The following is a 21,739-nucleotide window of genomic DNA, read 5'->3' as shown; positions in this document are numbered from 1 at the left end:
CCCGGCCGTCACGCGGCGGCGGGCAGGCGCCCTTCGCGCTGGATGATCTCGGAGGCGAGCCGCAGATAGGCCTGCGACCCGGCGCATTTCAGGTCGTAGAGCAGCACCGGCTTGCCGTGCGACGGCGCCTCGGAGACGCGCACATTGCGCGGGATCATCGTCTCGTAGACCTTGTCGCCCATGAAGGCGCGCACATCCGCCACGACCTGAGCCGAGAGATTGTTGCGCGGGTCGAACATCGTCAGGACGATGCCCTGAATGGTGAGCCGCGGGTTCAGCGCGCCCTTGACCTGTTCGACGGTGCGCAGGAGCTGGCTCAGCCCCTCCAGGGCGAAGAACTCGCATTGCAGCGGAACCAGCACCGCGTCGGCGGCGGCCAGGGCGTTGAGGGTGAGCAGGTTAAGGGAGGGCGGGCAGTCGATCAGCACGTAGGTGAAGCGCTCGTCCTCCGGCAGGTCGGCGCGCGTGATCGGCTCCAGGACGCGGCGCAGGCGCTGGGCGCGGTCCTGCGCCGTCGCCATCTCCATCTCCAGGCCGAGCAGGTCCATGGTCGAGGGCGCGATGGCGAGGCGCGGAACGGCCGTGGCCAGCACCGCGTCGGCCAGGGCCGCCTCGCCGGCGAGCACGTCGTAGGTGGAGAGCCGGCGCTGGCGCCGGTCGATGCCGAGCCCCGTCGAGGCGTTGCCCTGCGGGTCGAGATCGAGGATCAGGACCTTCTCGCCGATCGCCGCCAGGGCGGTGCCGAGGTTGATCGCCGTCGTGGTCTTGCCGACGCCGCCCTTCTGGTTGGCGAGCGCGATGACACGGAGGGGGCGCCGGGCCGCCTTCGCTTCAGGGGGTTCCATGGTCATGGAAGCGGGCCGCTCAAGCTGGAGATGCGGACGATCGCCGCGGAGGAATCGGTCCGGCTCGGGATCACGTCCGCGGTGACTGTCCATGTTTCGCGCGCGGCGGTCAATTCGGTGAGGGCTTCCCGCCCCTTCGGAAACAGCCCGATGGTGCCGGTTTTCAACAAGGGGGCGGTCCAGGCGAGGAGCTGGGGCAGGGGGGCGAGGGCGCGGGCGCAGACGATCTCGACGCCGGTGAAGCGCTCGATCACCGCCTCGATTCGCGCGACGTGGATGCGGGCGGGCGCGCCGGTCAGCCGGGCCGTCTCCTGCAGGAAGGCGCCCTTGCGGGCGTTGCTCTCCACGAGGTCGACCTGCATGTCCGGCCGCCGCTCGCGGCCGGCGATCGCCAGGATCAGGCCGGGAATTCCCGCGCCGCTGCCGAGGTCCAGCCAGCGCCCCGCCTCCGGCGCCGCGTCGAGGAGCTGCAGCGAATCCGCCACGTGGCGTGTCCAGACCTCGGGCAGGGTGGAGGGCCCGACCAGGTTCTTGATCGTCTGCCACTTGGCGAGTTGGGCGACGTAGAGGTCGAGGGCCGCCGCTGTTTCACGTGAAACACCGGCGGCGGCCAGGACGGCGTCGCGGTCACGCGGGCTCATCGCGGGGCGGACGGGGAGGGCGCCCGCTTGGCGTGCGCAGCGAGCAGCGTCAGGGCGGCGGGCGTCACGCCCTCGATCCGCGCCGCCTGCCCGAGCGTGTGCGGCCGGACATGGTCCAGCTTGAGGCGCAGCTCGTTGGACAGGCCGGCGATGCGCCCGTAATCGAGGCTGTCGGGCAGCCGGATCGCCTCGTCGCGCCGAAAGGCCGCGATGTCGTCCTGCTGGCGGTCGAGATAGACGGCGTAGGTCGCGTCGGTGCGCAAGCGCTCGGCCGCCGCCCGCGGGAGAGCCGCGAGGTCGGGCCAGATCGCCGCGAGGCGCTCCCAGGTGATCTCCGGATAGGAGAGGAGCTGGAAGGCCGTGCGCCGGATCCCATCCCGGTTGAGGCTGAGACCGTGGCGGGCCGCCTCGGTCGGGGTGAGGCTGAGGGCGTCGAGCCGGGCGCGCGCCGCCGCCAGGGCGTCGCGGCTCGCCGCGTCATGACGGGCTCGCACGGCACCGACGCAGCCGAGCGCGATGCCGCGGGCGGTCAGGCGCTCGTCGGCATTGTCGACGCGCAGGCTGAGCCGGTACTCGGAGCGCGAGGTGAACATCCGGTAGGGCTCGCTCACCCCGTGGGTGACGAGGTCGTCGATCATCACGCCGAGATAGGACTCCGCCCGGTCGAAGACGGCGAGGGCCGCCCCGCCCGCGAGGAGCGCCGCGTTGAGCCCGGCGACGATGCCCTGGCCGGCCGCCTCCTCGTAGCCGGTGGTGCCGTTGATCTGTCCGGCGAGGAACAGACCGGCGATCCGGCGGGTCTGCAGGGTGGCGTCGAGCTCGCGGGGGTCGACGTAATCGTACTCGATGGCGTAGCCCGGCCGCAGCATCACGGCCCGCGCGCAGCCCGGGATCAGGCGCAGCATCGCGCGCTGGACCTCCTCGGGGAGGGCGGTCGAGATTCCGTTCGGATACACGGTCGGGTCGTCGAGCCCCTCGGGTTCGAGGAAGATCTGGTGCCCGTCGCGGTCGCCGAAGCGCACCACCTTGTCCTCGATGGAGGGGCAGTAGCGCGGGCCGCGGCTGGTGATGCCGCCGGAATACATCGGCGAGCGGTGCAGGCTGGCGCGGATGAGGTCGTGCACCGCCCCGGTGGTGCGCGTCACCCCGCAGGCGATCTGCGGCGCGGTGATCCGCTCGGTCAGGGTCGAGAACGGGACCGGGTCCTCGTCCGCCTCCTGGAGCGCGATCCCGGCCCAGTCGATGGTGCGGCCGTCGAGGCGCGCCGGCGTCCCCGTCTTCAGCCGCCCGAGGCGGAAGCCGTGCCGCGCCAGGGTGGCGGCGAGACCGAGGGAAGGGGCCTCGCCCACGCGCCCCGCCGGCATGGTCCGCTCGCCGATATGGATCAGGCCGCGCAGGAAGGTGCCGGTGGTGAGCACGATCGCCGCGCAGGAGAGGGCGCGCCCGTCGGCCAGGACCAGTCCCGTGACACGCCCGGCCTCGACCGCCAGGTCATCGGCCTCGCCCTCGATGATCGTCAGGCCGTCGGTCGCTTCGAGCGCCTCCCGGACCGCCCGCGCGTAGAGCTTACGGTCCGCCTGGGTGCGCGGGCCGCGCACCGCCGGTCCCTTGCGGCGGTTGAGGAGGCGGAACTGGATGCCGGACCGGTCCGCGGCCCGGCCCATCAGCCCGTCGAGGGCATCGACCTCGCGCACGAGGTGGCCCTTGCCGAGGCCGCCGATGGCTGGGTTGCAGGACATCGCGCCCAGCGTCGCGCGGCGATGGGTGACGAGGGCGGTGCGGGCGCCCGTGCGCGCGGCCGCCGCCGCCGCCTCGGCACCGGCGTGACCGCCGCCCACGACGATGACGTCGAAGCGGTCGAGACTCTGCATGCGGGTGATGTGATCCGGAGCGGCCGCGCCGTCAACGCCGAACTGCCGCGCCCCGGTGTTTCACGTGAAACAGGCGCGCGAACCCGCGTCGCGCGGCACTCCACCGGTCATTTGCCGATGCAGAAGCTGGAGAAGAGTCGATCCAGCATCTCCTCCACGCCGACGCGGCCGGCCACTTCCCCAAGGGCACGGACCGCGAGTCGCAGATCCTCGGCGACCAGTTCCGGCGGGGCTCCGGCGTCGGACGCGGCGACGCGGTCGAGATGCGCGGCGCAGCGTTCCAGGGCGGCCCGCTGGCGTTCGCGCGTCACCACGGCGTCGCCGCGCCCGAGCCGCTCTTGGGCCGCCGCCTCGATCGCATCGAGGAGCCGGTCGAGGCCGGCCCCGGTCAGGGCCGAGACCGCGAGGGCCTCGCCGCCGGATCCGGCAACCAGATCCGCCTTGGTGAGGACCGGGAGGGCGCCCTTGGGAGCGGGCGCGATCGGACCGTCGGCGGGGACCAGCCAGAGCACCAGGTCGGCCTCGCGCATGCGCGCCCGACTGCGCGCGATGCCCTGCCGCTCGATCGCGTCGCCCGCCTCGCGCAGGCCGGCCGTGTCGACGAGCAGGACGGGCAATCCGCCGAGGTCGCAGCGCACCTCGATCGCGTCCCGGGTGGTCCCGGGGATGTCCGAGACGATCGCCACATCGCGCCGGGCGAGGGAATTGAGGAGGGTCGATTTCCCGGCATTGGGCGGCCCGGCCAGGACCACGGTGAACCCCTCCCGCAGCCGCTCCCCGCGGCGGCCATCGGCCAGTGCGGCCGAGATCGCGTCGCGCACCTCCGCCGCGGCCCGCAGCCCCGCCGCCGAGAGCGCGGCCTCGTCCACGTCGCCCTCGTCGGAGAAATCGAGTGCCGCCTCGGTCATCGCCAGCAGGTCGAGGAGCCGCCCCCGCCAGTCCTCGACCAGCCGGCCGAGCGCCCCGTCGAGGAGGCGGAGGGCCTGGCGCCGCTGCGCCTCCGTCTCCGCGTCGATGAGGTCGGCGAGGCCCTCGACGGCGGTCAGGTCCATCCGCCCGTTGAGGAAGGCCCGGCGCGTGAAGGCGCCGGGCTCGGCGGCGACGAGGCCGGGCCGGCGGGCGAGCACCCGGAGGAGGGCGGCCCGGACCGCGACGCCCCCGTGGAGGTGGAGTTCGACGCTGTCCTCGCCGGTGAAGCTCGCCGGTCCCGGCATCCAGGCCACCAGGGCGCGGTCGAGGATCTCGCCGCTCTCGGGGTCCCGCAGGCTGCGCAGGGTGAGCCGGCGCGGCGGGGGAGGGGGGCCGCCGGTGAGGTCCGACAGGAGCGCGGCGGCGCCCGGCCCGCTGATCCGGATGACCGCGACGGCGGCGCGGCCGAACCCGGAGGCCGGGGCGAAGATCGTGTCCGACACGGGCGGCGCTCCTGGGGGCCGTGACTCAGGGAGCCGAATAGCCAGGGGACGCGGCCCGTGTCGAGGACGGCCGTCATCGTTCCGGCGTCATTCAGGCCGAAGGCCGTAGAGGCTGTGATGGACCGTCGACAGGTGTGGTGTCGCGTCAGGGACGGCCAGCCCGCCGGGAGGGCGGCAGGGGCGAGGATCGGTGCCTTGTTCCTGCCGGCCGACGCCGCGGATGGCGTCGCGGCCAGCCCCACCCTGGACCGCACGCCCCCCTGTCGACGGCCCGTACCAGCCTCTAGATGCGCGACAGCCGCTCCCTCCGTTCGAGCCCTTCATGCCGCTGCTCTCCTCGTCCGACGCGGGCCTTCTCCCGCGCCGCCTCGCCCTCGCGCTGCCGACCGCGGCGACCGCGGCCGCCGTCGCGGCCCTCGCGGTCGCGGCGACCGGCCTGCCGGACACGCTCCTCGAGGGCGCCGTGCTGGCGCTGTTCTGCCTCGTGATGACGTGGCAGGCCTACCTGGCGTGGCAATACGCCTACGGGGCCGTGGGGGCCGTCCTCGGCGAGCGGGTGATGTCCGCCGTCGAGCGGGAGGCCGGGACCGTCGCGACCCGCCCGTCGGGCCGCAGCCGCACCGCGCTGGCGGTCGCGATCCACGCGGAGGACCCCGGCGCCGTCTTCGCGGCCATCCGGGTCATGGCCCGGTCCCTCGCCCGGGCCGGGGGCGGCGACGACATCGACGTCTTCGTGCTCAGCGACACCCGCGATCCCGCCATCGTGGCCGCCGAGGAGTCGGAACTGGCCCGCACGCAGGCGTGGCGCGAGAGGGCGGGGCCCGGCCTCCCGGGGCTGCGCTACCGCCGCCGGACGGAGAATACCGGCCGCAAGGCCGGCAACATCGCGGAGTTCTGCCGCAGCCACGGCACCGCCTACGACTTCATGGTGGTGCTCGACGCCGACAGCCTGATGGCCGGCACCACCATCCGCCGGCTGATCCGGCTGATGGAGGCGCATCCGCGGGTCGGGCTGATCCAGACCGTCAGCTACGCGGCCGGGCGCGACACCCTGTTCGCCCGGATCCAGCAATTCGCCGTGCGCCTCTACGCGCCGCTCTCGATCCGAGCCCTCGACACGTGGCAGGGCCCGGACGGCAGCTACTGGGGGCACAACGCCATCCTGCGCCTGCGGGCCTTCGCGGAGAGCGCCGACCTGCCGGTCCTGCCCGGCCGGCCGCCGCTCGGCGGCGAGATCCTCTGCCACGACACGGTGGAGGGGGCGCTGTTCCGCCGGGCGGGCTGGGACCTCCGGCTGCTCCCGGAGGAGGGCGGCACCTGGGAGGAGATGCCCACCAACCTCATCGACCTGCTCGGCCGGGAACGGCGCTGGTGCCAGGGCAACCTGCAGCATCTCGGCCTCGTGCGCCTGCCGGGTCTGACAGCCGGCAGCCGCTGGCACCTGATCGTCGGGATCTTGTCCTACCTGGCGGCGCCGCTCTGGGTCGCCTTCCTGGCGCTCGGCACCGCGCGGGCGGTGGCGGAGGGCGATCTCGGCCTCCTCGCCTACGGGCTCACCGGGGAGGGCCCGGCGGCGGGCGCCCTCGCGGCGCTCTCCCTGACGATCCTGGCGGCGCCGAAGCTCCTCAGCCTCGGCCACGTCCTCGCGCGCCGCGAGAGCCGCCGCGCCTTCGGCGGCACCGCCCGCCTGCTGGCGAGCGCCGCCCTGGAGCAGGGCCTGTGGATCCTGCTCTGGCCGGTGCTGACCCTGTTCAACGCGGGCGCCGTCGTCACCACCTTCGCGGGGCGCGTGGTGCGCTGGGAGACGCAGGTGCGGGACGACCGGCAGGTGCCCTGGCGCGAGGCCGGCCGGCTCCAGGCCGACGCGCTCGTCGCCGGAGGGATCCTGGCCGCGGTGCTGGCCTATGCGGGCGATCCCTGGCTGGCGGTCTGGATGGGGCCGGTCGCCGCGAGCCTGCTGCTCAGCCCGGCCCTGAGCGTGCTGACGAGCCGCGCCGATCTCGGGGCGCGGGCACGGGAGCGCGGCCTGTTCCTCACCGTCGACGACACCGACCAGGCGCCCGAGCTGCGCGACCTCGCGCTGGCTCGAGCGGGGTTGGAGGTGGAGGGGCCGGAGGCGCAGGCCGAGCCGGCGCGGCGTCACGCCGTCGAGGTGGCGGCCTCCGCGCGGTCCTGAGCCGCGTCAGCGGGCGGGCTTGCCCAGCACCTTGAGCGGATCGGTGCGCTGGCTCGGCGCGGGTTCGTCCGTGAGGGCGGTGCCCCGCTCGCTCCGCGCGTTGCTGCGGGTGCTGCCGGTGGTGGCGGGGCCGACCCCGCCCTGGCCGGCCGTCGCCCCGTTCTCCGGCCCGCGGGCCGGCACGTTGCCGCTGGCGAGTTCGAGGCAGGTCAGCATCTCGACGTAGCTCGGGAAACCCCCGGCCTGCGACTGCTTCGAGCATTGCCGCTTGGAATTGGCCGAAAAGTCGCGCCAGCGCTTGCGCAGGTCGTCGCCCGCCGCGCGCTCGGAGCGCAGGCAACCATCCGCGCCGTTCTCCGTGGAGACCGAGGCGCGGCCCGGCGAGTTGCAGGTGGCCTCGACGTCGAGCCGCGGCGGCCCGTCGGCCGCGGCGGTGAGGACGAGGTGCGCCCCGAGGAGCGCGAGGGGCAGGGCGACGGGCATGGCTTTTCCCCGGCAGAGCGAGCTTTGCAGGGAACGCGCCGCGGGCGATTCGGTTCGACGCGCGAGCGCGGCGACCGGTCTTCACCCTCTCTTCACCATGAGGTGACGCGCGCCGTCACGCCTGCGCTCCGCGCAGGGCCGCATCGAGGTCGTCGAACAGGTCCCGCGGATCCTCGATGCCCACCGAGAGGCGCAGCAGGTCGGACGGGCAGGGGGTGCCCGGCCCCTCCACGGAGGCGCGGTGCTCGATCAGGCTCTCGACGCCGCCGAGCGAGGTCGCCCGCTTCCACAACGCCACCCGGGCCGCGGTGCCGATGGCCGCGGCCTCGCCGTCCCTCACCCGGATCGACAGCATGGTGCCGAACCCGCCCTCCATCTGCCGGGCGGCGAGCGCGTGGCCCGGATGGGAGGGGAGGCCCGGATAGAGCACGGCCGCGACGAGCGGGTGGGCCGCGAAACGCTCCGCCAGGAGGGCGGCGCCCGTCATCTGCGCGGCGATGCGCAGGTGGAGCGTGCGCAGGCCCCGCAGCAGCAGGAAGGCCTCGAAGGGGCCGAGGATCGCCCCCTGGCTCGCCCGCACGCTCCGGATCCGCGCCCAGAATGCGTCGTCGCGCGCGCCGGCGAGGACGCCCGCGATCACGTCCGAGTGGCCGTTCAGCACCTTGGTGGCCGAGTGCATCACCACGTCGGCCCCGAGCGTCAGCGGCCGGGTGACCACCGGCGAGGCGGCCGTCGAATCCACCGCGAGCCGGGCGCCCGCCGTGTGGGCGATCTCGGCCGCCCCGGCGATGTCGGTGATCGTCCAGAGGGGGTTCGACGGCGTCTCCAGCCAGACGAGCTTGGTCCGCCCCGGCACGACCGCCGCCCGCAGGGCGTCGAGGTCGTCGGTGGCGACGAATTCGACCCGGATGCCCCAGCGCGTCGCCTCCTGGGCGAGCCAGCGCCGCAGGGCCCAGTACATCACGGTGGGCGCCACCACGTGGTCGCCGGGATCGAGGGCCCCGAACACCGCCGTGGCGGCCGCCATGCCGGAGCCGAACAGCAGGGCGCCGGCCGGCGCCTCCTCCAGCATCGCGAGCACGGCCTCCGCCTCCCGGACCGTGGCGTTGTCCGGGCGCCCGTAGCAGTAGCCTGAACTGTACTGGTTGTCGGGATCGCGGATGTAGGTCGTGGCGAGGTGGATCGGCGGCACCACCGCCTTCGTCAGCGGGTCGACGTGGCCCATCGCCTGCGCGGCGAGGCTGCGCTTCGACCAGGCGGGCGGGGTGTCATCGCTCATGAGCGTCTCCTGCGGCACCGCTTCGCCCTTGCAGAACGGGGGCCGCAGCGCAAGTCAGGGACAACCACCGGAAGACACCCATGACGAGCGTCGCCCCCCGCCTTTCCACCCCCTCGCCCGCCGCCCGCCTGGCGCTGGCCGTGCTGCCGGTGCTGGCGGCGGCAGCCACCGGCCCGCTCTTCACCACGCCCGAGATCCCGACCTGGTACGCGGGCCTCGCCAAGCCGAGCTTCACGCCGCCGAACTGGCTGTTTCCGGTGGCGTGGTCGGTCCTCTACGCGATGATCGCGGTGGCGGGCTGGCGCCTCCTCGGGACGGCCCCGGCGAGCGCGGGCCTGCGCCGCACCCGGGCGCTCGCCCTCGCGGCCTTCCTGCTGCAATTGGTGCTCAACGGCCTCTGGACCCCGGTCTTCTTCGCCGCCCACGCGCTCTTCGGCGGCCTCGTGGTGATCGCGGCGCTCCTCGTGATGATCCTCTGGACGATCCGCCTCGCCTGGCCGCTCGACCGCGCCGCCGCGCTGCTGCTGGTGCCCTACGCGGGCTGGGTGGCTTTCGCGACGGCGGTCAACGCGGCGGTGTGGCGGATGAACGGATGACGGCCCCGATCACGTCTGCGTCAGCGGCCAGCTCTCATCGCGCCATGACGCAGATGACGCCTTGAATGGCGGGCCGCGCCGGCCCATCTCCGGTCCTGCGCCTGCGGTTGGGCGCTCTACGGAGAAGATCATGCCGCACCACGACACCGTCGCCCTCTCGGGCATCATCCGTCACGTCTTTGCGCACCGCTTCACCCTGGAGGCGGAGGGCGCGTTGCATCTCGCCGATCTCGGCCCCAAAGGGGCGGAGGCCTTCCCGCTCGCGGCCGGGCTTCCGGTGAGCCTCGAGGGCGAACGCCGCCCCTCGGAGATCAAGGTCACCCGGATCGCCGCCGAGGGACGCGAGCCGGTGCTCATCCACCACAAGAAGCCGCACCACGCCCCCGCGGACGGCAGGCCCGACCGCCCGGCCGACATGGGCGCCATCCTGGCGGCTGTGGCGTCCGCCGGCTGGACGCAGGCGGGCGAGCCCCGCCGCAAGCCCAAGCACGTCGAGATCCTGGCGCGCCGGGACGGCGACGCCGTGACCGAGCTGCACGTCGATCTGGCGGGCCACGTCTACAAGACGAAGACGCCCGACCCGGCGAAGTGGGGCGCCGCCCTCGGCTAACGGGATTTGGGGCCGCGCATCGGCGCGGCCCCGTGCACCGCCCGGAGCCGGGTTGAGAGCGGATCATCCCGCGTCGTGATCCGGCCGGTCGGCGGACCCCGCCGCCAGGATGTCGCGAACAGGGACGACCCTCCCATAAGCGAGCCCGAGGGCCGCCATGAAGGCGGCGTGGACATCGGCGGCCGCGACCGTCCGGCTGCCGAATGCGATGTCGCGCGTCGCGCAGGCGTCGTGCGCGACCAGCGTGGCATAACCGAGATCCGCCGCGGCCCGCGCGGTCGCGTCGATGCACATGTGGCTCATCGCCCCCACGATCACGACCTCCTCGATCCCGCCGGCATCGAGGAGCGCCTGCAGTCCCGTCTCGCGAAACGCGTTCGGGAAGTGCTTCACGACCACCGCCTCGCCCTCCTGGGGGCGGATTGCGGGAATGATGCCCACGCCCGCCGTGCCCGCGGCGAAGACCGGTGCACCGGCAGGGTTCTCGTGGCGCACGTGGATGACCGGGTGGCCGCTGGCGCGGGCGTCCGCGATCAGAGCGGCCGCACCGGAAACCGCCTCCGCAATGCCGACGAGGGGCAGCTTGCCGTCGGGCAGGTACTCGTTCTGGAGGTCGACGACGAGGATGGCACGCTTGGTCATGGCACGCTTGGTCATTGGGCCGGCCCCGGTTGTGTGGAGACTGTCCCTGGATGCCGCCGTTCCATCCGGGCTAGGAGGGGCAGGACCGACAAAAGCAGGGGCGCGACCGCCATGGGACCCGACCGCGCGGTGGAGATCGGCCTCGTCGTCTATCCCGGGGTCCAGATGGCCGCCGTGCTCGGGATGACGGACGTCCTGACCTTCGCGGACGGCCTGCCCCGATGCGGCGGCACCCGAAGGCCGCACACCGGGCTGCGCGTCAGCCACTGGCGCTGCGAGGCGGGGGCGCCGCGGCGCGTGTTCGACACGGCGCCAGGCTCGGCGGGCGCGCCCGCCCTGCTCGTGCTGCCGCCCGCCCCCGAGGCGCCGGGCCCCGCGGCGGAGACCCGCGCCTACGCCGCGTGGCTGTGCGAGCGGCACCGCGCGGGCACCGCGCTCGGCGCGATCTGCAAGGGTGTCTTCCTGCTCGGGGAGACGGGTCTGCTCGCCGGGCGAAGGGTGGCGGCCCATCCCAGCTACGAGGCCGAGTTCCGGAGCCGCTGTCCCGAGGCGCGCGTCGACGCCGCCTGCCCGATCGTCGAGGACGGCGACATCATCACGGTGGGCGGGGCGATGGCCTGGAGCGACCTCGCCCTGCGGCTGATCGACCGCTTCCTCGGCCCCCCGGTGATGATCGCCACCGCCCGCGCTTTCGAGGCGGCCGTCCCGGGCCGCGGTGCCGCCGCTCCGCCGACTCACGGCGACGCGGCGGTCCTCCGGGTCCAGCAATGGCTCGACGCGACACAGGCGAGGGAGGTCGCCCTCGCGGCCCTGGTGGCGCGCTCCGGCCTGGAGGAGCGCACCTTCCTGCGGCGGTTCCGGCGGGCGACGGGCGTGACCGCCGCCGAGTATTGCCGGAGGCTGCGCGTGGACCGGGCCTGCGACCTGCTCCGGTCCGGCACCCTCTCGGCGGACCAGGTGGCGTGGGAGGTCGGCTACGCGGATCCGGGCGCCTTCCGGAAAGTGTTCGCGCGCATCGTCGGCCTGTCGCCCGCCGCCTACCGCAGGGCGCTGCGCGCGTAGCCCTCGCGGGCCGCGAGGACCGGACGCGCTCTACGCGTCCTGATCCTGCCGGTGCACGTCGTGCACCACGATGCCGCCGGCGCCGCTCTGGCGCAGGCGCATCCAATCGCCGCGCTTGAGCGTGCGCTTGGTGTCCTCGTAGCCGCTCGTCCAGTGCTCGCGCATGGAGGTGCCGGAGAACTCGTAGTCCTTGGCGTGGCCCTCATAGGCCTTCTGCTGGTAGATCAGTTGGAAGATCGTGATCTCCGGCTGACGGCCGAGCGAGTCGCGCAGCGCCCGGTCCGCCTCGGACAGGTTCTCGTCGGGCACCCGGGCCAGGGCCTCGTACGCGATCGTCTTCCACTTGTGCAGGCGGCGGTAGACGTCGGTGTTGTAGCGCGTGCGCGACGAGTAGGTGATGTCCTTCTGCCGGGACATGACGTCCTGGATGGTGCGCGGCATCACCCCGCGGGCGCTGAACAGGTCGACCTGGAAGACCAGCGTGTTGAGGGAGCTGTCCTCGTCGAGCAGGTGCTGGAGCGGCGTGTTGGAGACGATGCCGCCGTCCCAGAAGTAGTCGGTCCCGATCTTGACCATCGGCAGGGCCGGGGGCAGCGCGCCGCTCGCCATGACGTGGGTGGGCGCGATGCTCTCCTGCGCGTTGTCGAAGAAGACGAAGTTGCCCGTGAGCACGTTCACGGCCCCGACCGAGAAGCGCATCCGCTGCGCGTTGATCAGGTCGAAATCGACGAGGTCCCGCAGGGTCTCGGCCAGCGCATCGGTCGTGTAGTAGCTCGTCGCGTCCGAGGCGCCGGCCGGCGCCGCCCAAGGATTGGTCCGGCGCGGCGCGAAGAAGCCCGGCTGGCCGAGCGTCATGGTCAGCGCGGCGCTCATCCCGTTGCGCAGCCGGCGGAACACGTCGCCCTCCGGCGTGAAGGGCCAGACCGTCCGGTCGGTGATGCGCTCCCAGAAGGTGCGCAGGCGCTCCAGGCGGCGCTCGCGGGGATTGCCCGCGATCAGCGCCGCGTTGACGGCGCCGATCGACACGCCGGAGATCCAGTCCGGCTCGATCTCCGCCTCGTGGAGCGCCTGGTAGACCCCCGCCTGGTAGGCCCCGAGGGCGCCGCCGCCCTGGAGGACGAGGGCGATGCGGTCGCAGCCCTCCGGCAGCCAGGAGCGGCGGGGGCGAGGCGTGGACGCGTCCATGATCGAGTCTCCCCGGGCGAGGCATCCTACGGTTCCGCCAGGTTTCGCGGCGCCGTGGCCGGGCGTCACAGAGATGAAAGATGATGACGCGCGTATGACCGCGCCGGCCGTGACTTCGTGACGCTGCGTCATACGACCGTCAGATCCGTGCCGCACTCACCTGCGCACCGGCGGCCGTCGCGGCGGCGCGCGGCGAGTCTTGTCCGCGGCTTCGGGGCGCGATCGCGCCCGCCGCGGGCGATGCCCCGCCGCTCCCCGCGTCCCGTTCCGGCAGGCCGCACCCGGAATCCCGGCCGCTCCCGGAGAACCCGCGATGAAGATCGAAGATGTCCGTCGCACCGCCTTCGCGATGCCCGTCACCAACCCGGCCTTCCCGCGGCCGCCCTACCGCTTCTACAACCGCGAATACCTGATCATTCAGTACCTCACGGACCTGGAGGCGCTGCGGGAGGTGGTGCCCGAGCCCCTCGAGGTGATGGAACCGATCGTCAATTACGAGTTCATCCGCATGGCCGATTCGACCGGCTTCGGCGACTACACGGAGAGCGGCCAGGTCATCCCGGTGCGGTTCGACGGGCAGCCGGGCTCCTACGTCCACGCGATGTACCTCGACGACGACGCGCCGATCGCGGGCGGGCGCGAGATCTGGGGCTTCCCCAAGAAGCTGGCGAAGCCCGAGATCGTGCACGAGGGCGACGTCATCGTCGGGCGGCTGAACTACGGCTCGGTCATCTGCGCCACCGGCACGATGGGCTACAAGCACCAGGTCATCGACCACGCGCCCCTGGAGCGGTCCCTGCGCGAGGCGAACTTCGTCCTGAAGGTGATCCCCCACGTGGACGGCACGCCGCGGATCTGCGAGCTCGTGCGCTACCACCTGGAGGACATCGTCCTGAAGGGCGCCTGGACCAGCCCGGCCGCCCTCGACCTCGCCTGGCACGTGCTCGCCGACGTGGCGCGGCTGCCGGTGCGCGAGGTGATCAAGGGCACGCACCTCGTGGCCGACCTGACGCTCGGTCTCGGCGAGGTGGTGCACGACTACCTCGCCGGCCCGCGCTGAGCCGCCCGGCCGGGGACGGGCCGCCGGGGGCGGCCTGTCACAGACCGGTCGCAGAACAGGTGAATCCCACCCGGTGTGGGATCGACGGAGGGACCCGATGGAAGACGATCTCAAGGCCGCCCAGATCGAGGCCGTGCGCGAGGACGTGGCGGACAGCCTCGACGAGGAAGTGGAGCTCGAGCTGGAAGAGGATTACCTCGAGCGCCTGTCCGAGGGCATCCGGCCGCCGACCCGCGCGCCCAGCCTGCCGCGCAACCTCTACTTCCGCGAGTTGCTGCGGCTCCAGCAGGAACTCGTGCGCCTGCAGGATTACGTGAAGCACCACAACGAGCGCGTCGTGGTGCTGTTCGAGGGCCGCGACGCCGCCGGCAAGGGCGGCGTGATCAAGCGCATCACCCAGCGGCTGAACCCGCGCATCTGCCGGATCGCGGCGCTGCCGGCGCCCAGCGAGCGCGAGCGCACCCAGTGGTACTTCCAGCGCTACGTCGCCCACCTGCCGGCCGGCGGCGAGATCGTCCTGTTCGACCGCTCCTGGTACAACCGGGCCGGCGTCGAGCGGGTGATGGGCTTCTGCACCGATGACGAGTACGAGGAGTTCTTCCGCTCGGTGCCGGAATTCGAGCGCATGCTGGTCCGCTCCGGCATCCGGCTGGTGAAGTACTGGTTCTCGATCACCGACGAGGAGCAGGAATTCCGCTTCCAGATGCGGATCCGGGATCCGCTGAAGCAGTGGAAGCTCAGCCCGATGGACGTCCAGTCCCGCGCCCGCTGGGAGGACTACACGCGGGCGAAGGAGACCATGCTGGAGCGCACCCACATCCCCGAGGCGCCGTGGTGGGTGGTCGAGGCGGTGGACAAGAAGCGGGCGCGCCTGAACTGCATCAGCCACCTGCTGACGCAGGTTCCCTACGGCGCCGTCGAGCACCCGGCGGTCCACCTCCCCGACCGCGTGCGCCACGCCGACTACGAGCGTCACCCGGTGCCGCCGGAGATGTACGTCCCGGCGCGGTACTGAGCCGGGCGGCGGCCCCCGGCGATCTCCCGCCGGGGGCCCTGCGCCGTCGTCACTGCGCGGGCGCGGGCGCGGGTGGCGGGGCGGCCGGGGCGAGGAGCCGGCCCGCCAGGAGCAGGCGGATGGTGCCGATCGCGAGGGCCGCGACCAGCAGGGTCGCGGCCACGAACACCAGGGGCGCCAGGGCGGCCACCGTCGGCGCCCGCCCGCTCGCCCCCACCCGCAGCGCCAGGGTCGCGAGCGCCGTCGCGCCGAACGAGAAGGCCCAGGACCCCGCCGAGAAGGCCTGTTCGCGGATGAAGGGCACGAGCCGCAGCAGCACCAGGGCGAGCAGGAGCCCGTAGCCGAGGAGCCCCAGCGCCACCGCTCCGCCGGGGTCGCCGCCGAGGCTCAGCCAGGCCACCCCGCCCACGGCGGGTGGGGCGAGCTCGACCCCGAGCGTCGGCCGCAGGGAAGGCGGCAACGCCACCGTGTAGAAGCGGTGCAGCAGCACCGACTCGATGGCGAGCCAGGACAGCAACGCCGCCCCGAAGGCGAGCTGGGCGAGGTCGTGCAACCCGAAGGCGGAGGACGCGATGGCGGTGACGAAGCCGCCGGCCACGGTCGGCAGGTAGAGCACCGGCGTGGTGGCGCCGACCTCGCGGCCGCCCTGCCACAACCCGCCGGTGCGCCAGACGCCGAAGCCGAGGGTGAACAACCCGCCGAGCGCGAAGAGCAGGAAGGCGAGGGGCCGGGCGTAAGGGAGGGCGGCGAGCGCCACCAGCATCGTGGCGACGCCCGCGAGTCCGATGAAGCAGCACTGGACGGGGTGGCGGGCCTCGTCGAGGGCGGCCGGGCGGGCGACGAGCCACTTGGCGGCGTACAGGACCACGAGCGCGGCCCAGACCAGGACGCCGAGCGCCATCACCGCCTCGCCGACGGGGACGGGCAGGCCCCAGAGCGGCGCGGCCGCCCGCCACGCGGTGCCGAGCCCGACGAGGCCGAGGACCATGCCGAAGAACGCCGCCGGGACGAGCGGGAGGACGGGGTGGCGGGGCATCGCGGTCTCCTGTCGTCGTCGGGGGCGGGGAGGCGTCCTCGCCGCCGGAGGATTGCGCGAGGACGGTGTTCCTACAAGCCGGGCGAGACTCCGGAATGATAATCCGGCAAAATACAAATGCTTTTCGGGAATTTCGCAGCACCATGGCTCGCAATCGCTCACCGAGGTGAGCGTATTGACCCTAAAAAAGGCCTCCTCGTTCCAATGCTTGACAGCTGCAGAACGGGACGCCAGATCCTTTCTCCCAGAAGCAGGCTGATTCCGTAGGCGAACATTTTTGGTTTCCGCGCAAGGGTGAAGGGCTTTTGGAGGCTTTGGCCTGACGGCGGCCCTCACCATGGCCGTCACCCGGCTGATGATCTTCCGAGAGGTGGAGGATCCGCGTGCCTTCACGGCTCGCCGTGATTCAGGCTGAAAACCCGATCAGCTTGACCGTGTGAATGGCTGCTGAGGGTGGGAAGCGGTCCTTGCCCTCCCCGCTGGAAGCGGACGTTCCGACTGCGACCCACCCACGCCGTAGGAACGGCACAACGACCTTCTCGAAAGCGGTCGTTCGAACTCTTGGAGCAGTGCCCGTCTACCTTCCTGATGCCGAGATGGTCGAACGGCGAGCGGTTCGCTCGATCGCATCGGCGATGGCCCGGTACGAGGATGGCGGCAGATCATGGCCCATCCCGGCGATCAACATCATCTCCGCACCCGGGATTGAGGCCGCGGTGTCCTCGCCGCAGGCGGCCGGAAAGAGAGGATCGTCCGTTCCATGAACAACGAGGGTCGGCGCCGTGATCGCAGCGAGCCGTGAACGGCGGTCGCCAGCCACCACCATCGCCGCGAGTTGGCGTCCGAACCCACCCGGCGCACAGCCTCGCCGAACTTCCTCCCAGAGGAGAGCACGGCAAGCTTCTTCGTCGAACGGATGAGACGTGCCCGCGATGCACCGTGCAAAGGCGACGCCGTGATCGAGGAAGCCCGCCTTGTCCGACACGGGATCGGGAGCTGGACGCATCATCATCGTCATAACGTGAGGCTTTGCAGACGGCATGCCCTGTTTCCCGTGGCCGACATGATCGAGGTGAGGGAGAGCACACGAGACGGGTGTTCGCTCGCGATGATCTGGGCAATCATGCCGCCCATCGAGCGACCAACGATGTGGGCTCGGCGGATGGATAGGGCATCGAGCAGGCCGAGCGCATCCGAGGCCATGTCGTCGAGCGTGTAGGCGACTGCTGGCCGCCGTCCTTCGGCGAGCGCCGAGGCCAGGGTCGCAAAGTCCATCGCACCGTACTTGGTGAAGTGGGTCGAGCGTCCTGTGTCCCGGTTGTCGAGCCGCACGACCCGATAGCCGCGCGTCTCCAACTCGCAGCAGAAGGGCTCGGTCCAGCGGATCATTTGCGTACCGAGCCCAGCGATCAGAAGGATCGTCTCAGCCGCCTCGTCGCCGAAGCTGTCATAGGCCAGGGTGATGCCGTTGGCCGCCAAACGGGCAGACCTGGGTTCCGGGCTCATATCCGGACAGCCCGGAGTTGCTCCGCCCAATGAACAAGACGTTCCCTCATGATCCGGTCGCGGACGTATCCGATCTCTTCAGCATCCAATCGCTCGATGATTTCGAAGCTGAACACGTCCGCTCCATGCGCATTCCACGTACTCTGGAGCGAACGATGCGTGTTCGTGCCCTGCCGGAGCGTGAACCAGAGGCGGTTCTGGATCTTGGACAGGTCGGGCGCGCTGCCGACCCAAACCTCACCGGACGCCACGCAGCGGACGGCGTAGATGCCTCCTTCGACCTCCCGCTTCTTGTAGGCGCTCACAGCCGCCTTTCGGTCTTCGGTTCTCATCGCATGCCCTCGCAGATCGGCAGCGACGCTATCGAAAGCGATGCCTTTGCACAATATCACCCGGGTGAAATTGACAGCGAGGTAACGCTCTGGCTCTGGCGGTTAGAATGGAGCTGCGATGCCAGACGACCCAATGAGGACGTTCACCGCGTTCGTGGGCGTGCGGCGGCTGGCCAGCGGTCGCTTGATCGACGTGGCCCTCGCCGCGAAAGCGTGGATCGCGCGCCTGCCTGCGCGCCATGGGCCGGCACCCGCGCGCCGGTGCGGCAGTGGACGGCAAAGCCCTCCGACACGCCCACCAGGCTCGCAGAAGCACATGCCGCCCATCATGGTCAGTGTGTTCGAACACTCACCCGCCTCTCCTTGGCCCGGAGCCGGGCCCGGGACGGCGGCGAGGCCGCGGCGGCGCGCCTGCTGCTGGAGCAGATCACGCCCAAGGGCGTCACGGTGACCATGGACGCGCTGCACTGCCCTTACGACACGGCCAGGCTGATCCGTGCTGGGTCTGAAGGAGAACCAGCCGACGCTGTCCGCGGGCGCTGAGGCCGCCTTCGCCGCGCAGGCGCGGTACGCGCAGAGCCCGACGATTGTCTCTTGTCGCGATTGGCTCGCGTGCGAGAGCCCTGCCCGCAAGGGCGCGTCTTCCAGGATCGGATGGATGCCTTAGCCGGCTCGCGAGAGGGAATCCCCCGCCCGCGCCCGGGCTCCGCCCGTCAGGCGGCCTTCCGGCCCGGCTGCCGCCGCCCGAATTCCAGCGCGTCGTCCTCCACCCGGCCGTAGCGCAGGTTGGCGAGGTCGAGCGCGTAGTTCTGGTAGAGCCGCCAGGGCTTGCGCGTCCCCTGCTTGGGCAGGATGTCGAGCGCGCGCTGGATGTAGCCCGAGGTGAAGTCGATCGCCGGGATCTCGCCCTCGTCGCCCGTGCGGCGCGGCACGCACCATTCCTCGCCGCGCGCCTCCATGCGGGCGAGGAGCCGGCAGACGAAGCGGGCGGTCAGCTCGCATTTCAGCGTCCAGGAGGCGTTGGTGTAGCCGATCGCCACCGCGAGGTTCGGCACGTCGCTCAGCATCATGCCCTTGTACAGGTAGGTCCGGCTGGGCTCGACCGTCCGCCCGTCGACGCTGATCGTCACGCCGCCCAGCATCTTCAGCCGCAGACCCGTCGCCGTGACGACGATGTCCGCGGGAAGCTCGGTGCCGGAGCGCAGGCGCAGGCCGGTCTCGGTGAAGGTCTCGATGTGGTCGGTCACCACCGCGGCCCGCCCGGAGCGGATCGCCTTGAACAGGTCGCCGTTCGGCACGAAGCACAGGCGCTGGTCCCAGGGCTTGTAGGTCGGCGTGAAGTGGGTCGCCACGTCGTAGTCCGGGCCGAGCTGGGCCTGGACCCCCTGCCGCAGCAGCGCGGCGAGCTTCTCGGGCCGGCGCCGGGCGAACTGGTAGAGGACAATCGCCATCCCGATGTTCTTCCAGCGCGCCAGCCCGTGCGCGAGCCGCGCGGGCAGGAATCGCTTCAACCCGTTGGCGATCCGGTCCTCGGCCGGCAGCGACATCACGTAGGAGGGCGAGCGCTGCAGCATGGTGACGTGCGCCGCGTCCTTGGCCATCTCGGGCACCAGCGTCACGGCGGTGGCGCCGCTGCCGATCACCACGACTGTCTTGCCCGCGTAGTCGAGGTTCCGCGGCCAGTCCTGCGGGTGCACCATCCGGCCGCCGAACCGCTCCGTGCCCGGCCAGGTCGGCAGGTAGCCCTGGTCGTAGTCGTAGTAGCCGGAGCAGGCGAACAGGAACCGGCAGGTGTAGGTCCGGCGCGTCCGCTCCGGGCCGACCTCCACGGCGACGCTCCAGCGCGCCCGCTCGGACGACCAGTCGGCGCTCACGACCCGGTGGCCGAAGCGGATCCGGCGGTCGATGCCGTAGGCGGCGGCGGTCTCGCGCACGTAGCGCAGGATCGCCGCGCCCTCGGCGATCGAGCGCTCCTCCCGCCAGGGCCGGAACGAGAAGCCGAAGGTGTAGAGGTCCGAGTCGGAGCGCAGGCCGGGATAGCGGAAGAGGTCCCAGGTCCCGCCGATCGCGTCCCGGGCCTCCAGGATCGCGTAGGTGCTCCGCGGCCGGAGCGACTGCAGGTAGTAGCCGGCGGCGACGCCCGAGATGCCCGCGCCGATCACCAGCACGTCGAGATCCTGCGCGTCCTCCGGCCGTCCGGCCGTGCTGATCCTGGCTTCGCCCATTCCCGTCCTCCCGGTCCGCTCGTTCCCTCCTGCATGGGGCCAAACCGGGGACAGGTCCAGGCCGCCCGGCGTCCCAGGGCGGCGGGCGGATCAGCCCGCGAAGAGCCGCGCCACCTCGTCCGGGCCGAGGATCCGGTGGGCGCCGGGCGGGAGGTCGTCCGGGAGGGCGAGGCCGCCGACCCGGTCCCGGTGCAGACCCGTGACGTGGTTGCCGAGCGCCGCGAACATCCGCCGGACCTGGTGGTAGCGGCCCTCCGTCAGGATCACGCTCGCCCGCCGCTCGCCCTCGGCCGCGAAGCCGACCGGCAGGAGCGGGGTCTCCTCCCCCTCCAGCATCAGGGTGCCGGAGGCGAGGATCGCGCCCTCCTGTCCCGTCAGCGGCCGGTCGAGCTCCACCCGGTAGCGCTTCGTGACCTTCGCCTTCGGGGCGATGATCCGGTGGAGGAGGGCCCCGTCATCCGTCAGGAGCAGGAGGCCGGACGTGTCCTTGTCGAGCCGCCCGACCGTGGAGAGCGGGGGGTCGCGCCGCCGCCAGCGCTCCGGCAGCAGCCCGTAGACCAGCGGACCCGCCTCCTTGTGCGAGCAGGTGACGCCGAGCGGCTTGTGCAGCATCAGGACGAGGCCCGGGGGCGGGTCGAGGGGCTCCCCGTCGACGGTGAGGCGCGCCGGCAGGTCGTCGGTCACGGCGATGCGCCCGTCCGCCGCGCGCAGGATCGCGCCGTCGAGGCGGATCGCGCCCGCCCGGGCGAGGGACTGGATCTCCCGGCGCGAGCCGTAGCCGAGATTCGCCAGGAGCTTGTCGAGCCGGACCTGCGGCGCGCGGCTCATCGGCGGGCCTCGAAGAGCTTGTAGCCGTTCGCGCTCCCCCGGGGCGTCACCTGCCGGAACGCCTCCGCCAGCACCGCCTCGTAGGGGAGGTGCTGGTTGGCGGTGAGCCAGACCGTGCCGCCCGGGCGCAGCAGCTCCGCGGCGCGGCGGATGAAGGCCTGCCCGAGCCCCTGGTCCTCGCCGCCCTCGTGGTGGAAGGGCGGGTTCGTCACCACGAAGTCGAGCCGTCCGGGCAGGGCCTCGGCGCGGCGGGCATCCGCCCAGGCGAAGCTCGCCCGCGGATCGTCGACGTTGCGGCGCGCCGCCGCCACCGCCCGCCGGTCGATGTCGACGAGGGCGAGCGCGGTGACCGCGGGCGCGGCCAGGACCGCCCGCGCGATGATCCCGAGGCCGCAGCCGAGATCCGCCCCCCGCCCCGCCAGGGCCGGGAGATGGTCGAGGAGGAGCGCGGTCCCGGGATCGATCCGGTTCCAGCTGAAGATGCCGGGCTGCGACCACAGGCCGATCTCCGGCACGAGTCGCGGGGCGCCCTCGGCGATCGCCGCCTCCAGGCCCTCCGGCGCCTCCGGCCGGCGCGCCTCGCAGATGCGGTGGTGGCGCTTGGCGGTCTCGGACACGGCGCAGCCGAACCCGGCGACCTCCCGACCGAGCCGCGCCCCGCCCCGGTCCTTGGGGGCGAGCGCGACGAGCCGCCCGCCCGGCCGCAGCGCCCGCAATCCCTCGGCGAGCACGGCCCGCCGCTCCGCCGTGCCGGGCGGGGCCAGGATCACGATCTCGTCGAGGGATCCGGACGGGATCTCCTCCAGCGCCGCCGCGCCCGGGACCAGCGGCGAGACCTGCCGCGCCCCGTCGAGGGGCGGCGTCAGCTCGGGCGGGGGACCGCCATAGACCGCCCGCCGCGCTGCCACCGCCGGAAACCCGTCGTCATCCATGCC

General features: G+C 72.5%; 21 protein-coding genes. 6 read left to right on the top strand and 15 right to left on the bottom strand.

The features are described from left to right. Positions 1–8 precede the first annotated feature (8 nt). From ACW9J6_RS07670 to mnmE, 4 genes are all read right to left on the bottom strand, one after another. A complete protein-coding gene (locus tag ACW9J6_RS07670) occupies positions 9–851 on the bottom strand; it encodes a ParA family protein (RefSeq protein ID WP_457115860.1) in 843 nt (280 codons plus the stop codon). Further along, positions 848–1,486 (bottom strand): 16S rRNA (guanine(527)-N(7))-methyltransferase RsmG, encoded by a 639-nt coding sequence (rsmG, locus tag ACW9J6_RS07665; protein WP_457115859.1) that lies wholly within the window; start codon positions 1,484–1,486, stop codon positions 848–850. The genes ACW9J6_RS07670 and rsmG overlap by 4 nt, the downstream gene beginning before the upstream one ends. Continuing rightward, complete coding sequence (gene mnmG, locus ACW9J6_RS07660; RefSeq protein WP_457115858.1) at positions 1,483–3,357, bottom strand: tRNA uridine-5-carboxymethylaminomethyl(34) synthesis enzyme MnmG; 1,875 nt, start codon at positions 3,355–3,357, stop codon at positions 1,483–1,485. The genes rsmG and mnmG overlap by 4 nt, the downstream gene beginning before the upstream one ends. Before the next feature lie 107 nt (positions 3,358–3,464). Further along, entirely contained in the window at positions 3,465–4,769 is a 1,305-nt protein-coding gene (gene mnmE / locus ACW9J6_RS07655) for a tRNA uridine-5-carboxymethylaminomethyl(34) synthesis GTPase MnmE (protein WP_457115857.1), read from the bottom strand. Positions 4,770–5,091: 322 nt separating this feature from the next. Here mnmE and mdoH point away from each other — a divergent pair, with 322 nt between their 5' ends. Continuing rightward, positions 5,092–6,945 carry a glucans biosynthesis glucosyltransferase MdoH gene (gene mdoH, locus ACW9J6_RS07650; protein ID WP_457115856.1) on the top strand — a complete coding sequence of 618 codons (1,854 nt, stop codon included), beginning with the start codon at positions 5,092–5,094 and terminating at the stop codon, positions 6,943–6,945. Between the two features lie 6 nt (positions 6,946–6,951). Here mdoH and ACW9J6_RS07645 read toward each other — a convergent pair whose 3' ends face one another. Both ACW9J6_RS07645 and ACW9J6_RS07640 read right to left on the bottom strand, forming a co-directional pair. Further along, positions 6,952–7,428, bottom strand: coding sequence for a hypothetical protein (locus ACW9J6_RS07645; RefSeq protein WP_457115855.1), 477 nt, complete (start codon positions 7,426–7,428; stop codon positions 6,952–6,954). A 115-nt stretch (positions 7,429–7,543) separates the two neighbouring features. Beyond that, positions 7,544–8,707: a trans-sulfuration enzyme family protein gene (locus ACW9J6_RS07640; RefSeq protein WP_457115854.1), complete on the bottom strand. Its 1,164-nt coding sequence runs from the start codon at positions 8,705–8,707 to the stop codon at positions 7,544–7,546. Positions 8,708–8,787: 80 nt separating this feature from the next. Here ACW9J6_RS07640 and ACW9J6_RS07635 point away from each other — a divergent pair, with 80 nt between their 5' ends. Further along, positions 8,788–9,303 (top strand): TspO/MBR family protein, encoded by a 516-nt coding sequence (locus tag ACW9J6_RS07635; protein ID WP_457115853.1) that lies wholly within the window; start codon positions 8,788–8,790, stop codon positions 9,301–9,303. A gap of 130 nt (positions 9,304–9,433) precedes the next feature. Further along, entirely contained in the window at positions 9,434–9,913 is a 480-nt protein-coding gene (locus ACW9J6_RS07630; RefSeq protein ID WP_457115852.1) for a hypothetical protein, read from the top strand. 63 nt (positions 9,914–9,976) lie between these two features. Here ACW9J6_RS07630 and ACW9J6_RS07625 read toward each other — a convergent pair whose 3' ends face one another. Continuing rightward, entirely contained in the window at positions 9,977–10,555 is a 579-nt protein-coding gene (locus ACW9J6_RS07625; RefSeq protein ID WP_457115851.1) for a cysteine hydrolase family protein, read from the bottom strand. A 111-nt stretch (positions 10,556–10,666) separates the two neighbouring features. Here ACW9J6_RS07625 and ACW9J6_RS07620 point away from each other — a divergent pair, with 111 nt between their 5' ends. After that, positions 10,667–11,617, top strand: a complete 951-nt coding sequence (locus ACW9J6_RS07620) for a GlxA family transcriptional regulator (protein WP_457115850.1) — start codon at positions 10,667–10,669, stop codon at positions 11,615–11,617. A gap of 30 nt (positions 11,618–11,647) precedes the next feature. On the opposite strand, the gene ACW9J6_RS07615 is transcribed toward ACW9J6_RS07620, so the two are convergent. Beyond that, entirely contained in the window at positions 11,648–12,802 is a 1,155-nt protein-coding gene (locus ACW9J6_RS07615; protein ID WP_457115849.1) for a patatin-like phospholipase family protein, read from the bottom strand. A gap of 313 nt (positions 12,803–13,115) precedes the next feature. Here ACW9J6_RS07615 and ACW9J6_RS07610 point away from each other — a divergent pair, with 313 nt between their 5' ends. Both ACW9J6_RS07610 and ppk2 read left to right on the top strand, forming a co-directional pair. Beyond that, positions 13,116–13,862 carry an acetoacetate decarboxylase gene (locus ACW9J6_RS07610; RefSeq protein ID WP_457115848.1) on the top strand — a complete coding sequence of 249 codons (747 nt, stop codon included), beginning with the start codon at positions 13,116–13,118 and terminating at the stop codon, positions 13,860–13,862. A 97-nt stretch (positions 13,863–13,959) separates the two neighbouring features. Then, positions 13,960–14,877: a polyphosphate kinase 2 gene (ppk2, locus tag ACW9J6_RS07605; protein ID WP_457115847.1), complete on the top strand. Its 918-nt coding sequence runs from the start codon at positions 13,960–13,962 to the stop codon at positions 14,875–14,877. 49 nt (positions 14,878–14,926) lie between these two features. Here ppk2 and tehA read toward each other — a convergent pair whose 3' ends face one another. From tehA to ACW9J6_RS07570, 7 genes are all read right to left on the bottom strand, one after another. Continuing rightward, positions 14,927–15,913: a dicarboxylate transporter/tellurite-resistance protein TehA gene (gene tehA / locus ACW9J6_RS07600; RefSeq protein WP_457115846.1), complete on the bottom strand. Its 987-nt coding sequence runs from the start codon at positions 15,911–15,913 to the stop codon at positions 14,927–14,929. A gap of 577 nt (positions 15,914–16,490) precedes the next feature. Continuing rightward, positions 16,491–16,931 carry an alpha/beta fold hydrolase gene (locus tag ACW9J6_RS07595; protein WP_457115845.1) on the bottom strand — a complete coding sequence of 147 codons (441 nt, stop codon included), beginning with the start codon at positions 16,929–16,931 and terminating at the stop codon, positions 16,491–16,493. Beyond that, the gene (locus tag ACW9J6_RS07590; RefSeq protein ID WP_457115844.1) at positions 16,928–17,419 is read right to left on the bottom strand and encodes an alpha/beta fold hydrolase; all 492 of its coding nucleotides are present in this window, start codon (positions 17,417–17,419) and stop codon (positions 16,928–16,930) included. The genes ACW9J6_RS07595 and ACW9J6_RS07590 overlap by 4 nt, the downstream gene beginning before the upstream one ends. Next, complete coding sequence (locus ACW9J6_RS07585; RefSeq protein ID WP_457115843.1) at positions 17,416–17,751, bottom strand: GIY-YIG nuclease family protein; 336 nt, start codon at positions 17,749–17,751, stop codon at positions 17,416–17,418. The genes ACW9J6_RS07590 and ACW9J6_RS07585 overlap by 4 nt, the downstream gene beginning before the upstream one ends. Before the next feature lie 713 nt (positions 17,752–18,464). Further along, the gene (locus ACW9J6_RS07580; RefSeq protein WP_457115842.1) at positions 18,465–19,976 is read right to left on the bottom strand and encodes a flavin-containing monooxygenase; all 1,512 of its coding nucleotides are present in this window, start codon (positions 19,974–19,976) and stop codon (positions 18,465–18,467) included. A gap of 90 nt (positions 19,977–20,066) precedes the next feature. Beyond that, positions 20,067–20,804, bottom strand: a complete 738-nt coding sequence (locus ACW9J6_RS07575) for a pseudouridine synthase (protein ID WP_457115841.1) — start codon at positions 20,802–20,804, stop codon at positions 20,067–20,069. Further along, the gene (locus tag ACW9J6_RS07570) at positions 20,801–21,736 is read right to left on the bottom strand and encodes a methyltransferase (protein ID WP_457115840.1); all 936 of its coding nucleotides are present in this window, start codon (positions 21,734–21,736) and stop codon (positions 20,801–20,803) included. Before ACW9J6_RS07570 ends, ACW9J6_RS07575 begins: the two co-directional genes overlap by 4 nt. Positions 21,737–21,739 lie beyond the last annotated feature (3 nt).

This window comes from Methylobacterium sp. JK268, assembly GCF_054052225.1.
The sequence above is the reverse complement of the archived record's forward strand: the minus strand, read 5'-3'. Positions and strand labels throughout refer to the sequence as shown.

Excerpts from the sequence above, each read along its gene's own strand:
- ACW9J6_RS07625 (WP_457115851.1), bottom strand. The coding sequence starts at position 10,555 with ATGACCAAGCGTGCCATCCTCGTCGTCGACCTCCAGAACGAGTACCTG.
- ACW9J6_RS07620 (WP_457115850.1), top strand. The coding sequence starts at position 10,667 with ATGGGACCCGACCGCGCGGTGGAGATCGGCCTCGTCGTCTATCCCGGG.
- ACW9J6_RS07580 (WP_457115842.1), bottom strand. The coding sequence starts at position 19,976 with ATGGGCGAAGCCAGGATCAGCACGGCCGGACGGCCGGAGGACGCGCAG.
- ACW9J6_RS07635 (WP_457115853.1), top strand. The coding sequence starts at position 8,788 with ATGACGAGCGTCGCCCCCCGCCTTTCCACCCCCTCGCCCGCCGCCCGC.
- ppk2 (WP_457115847.1), top strand. The coding sequence starts at position 13,960 with ATGGAAGACGATCTCAAGGCCGCCCAGATCGAGGCCGTGCGCGAGGAC.
- ACW9J6_RS07610 (WP_457115848.1), top strand. The coding sequence starts at position 13,116 with ATGAAGATCGAAGATGTCCGTCGCACCGCCTTCGCGATGCCCGTCACC.
- ACW9J6_RS07590 (WP_457115844.1), bottom strand. The coding sequence starts at position 17,419 with ATGAGCCCGGAACCCAGGTCTGCCCGTTTGGCGGCCAACGGCATCACC.
- ACW9J6_RS07575 (WP_457115841.1), bottom strand. The coding sequence starts at position 20,804 with ATGAGCCGCGCGCCGCAGGTCCGGCTCGACAAGCTCCTGGCGAATCTC.
- tehA (WP_457115846.1), bottom strand. The coding sequence starts at position 15,913 with ATGCCCCGCCACCCCGTCCTCCCGCTCGTCCCGGCGGCGTTCTTCGGC.
- ACW9J6_RS07585 (WP_457115843.1), bottom strand. The coding sequence starts at position 17,751 with ATGAGAACCGAAGACCGAAAGGCGGCTGTGAGCGCCTACAAGAAGCGG.
- mnmG (WP_457115858.1), bottom strand. The coding sequence starts at position 3,357 with ATGCAGAGTCTCGACCGCTTCGACGTCATCGTCGTGGGCGGCGGTCAC.
- ACW9J6_RS07630 (WP_457115852.1), top strand. The coding sequence starts at position 9,434 with ATGCCGCACCACGACACCGTCGCCCTCTCGGGCATCATCCGTCACGTC.
- ACW9J6_RS07670 (WP_457115860.1), bottom strand. The coding sequence starts at position 851 with ATGACCATGGAACCCCCTGAAGCGAAGGCGGCCCGGCGCCCCCTCCGT.
- ACW9J6_RS07645 (WP_457115855.1), bottom strand. The coding sequence starts at position 7,428 with ATGCCCGTCGCCCTGCCCCTCGCGCTCCTCGGGGCGCACCTCGTCCTC.
- ACW9J6_RS07615 (WP_457115849.1), bottom strand. The coding sequence starts at position 12,802 with ATGGACGCGTCCACGCCTCGCCCCCGCCGCTCCTGGCTGCCGGAGGGC.
- ACW9J6_RS07640 (WP_457115854.1), bottom strand. The coding sequence starts at position 8,707 with ATGAGCGATGACACCCCGCCCGCCTGGTCGAAGCGCAGCCTCGCCGCG.
- ACW9J6_RS07570 (WP_457115840.1), bottom strand. The coding sequence starts at position 21,736 with ATGGATGACGACGGGTTTCCGGCGGTGGCAGCGCGGCGGGCGGTCTAT.
- rsmG (WP_457115859.1), bottom strand. The coding sequence starts at position 1,486 with ATGAGCCCGCGTGACCGCGACGCCGTCCTGGCCGCCGCCGGTGTTTCA.
- ACW9J6_RS07595 (WP_457115845.1), bottom strand. The coding sequence starts at position 16,931 with ATGACGATGATGATGCGTCCAGCTCCCGATCCCGTGTCGGACAAGGCG.
- mdoH (WP_457115856.1), top strand. The coding sequence starts at position 5,092 with ATGCCGCTGCTCTCCTCGTCCGACGCGGGCCTTCTCCCGCGCCGCCTC.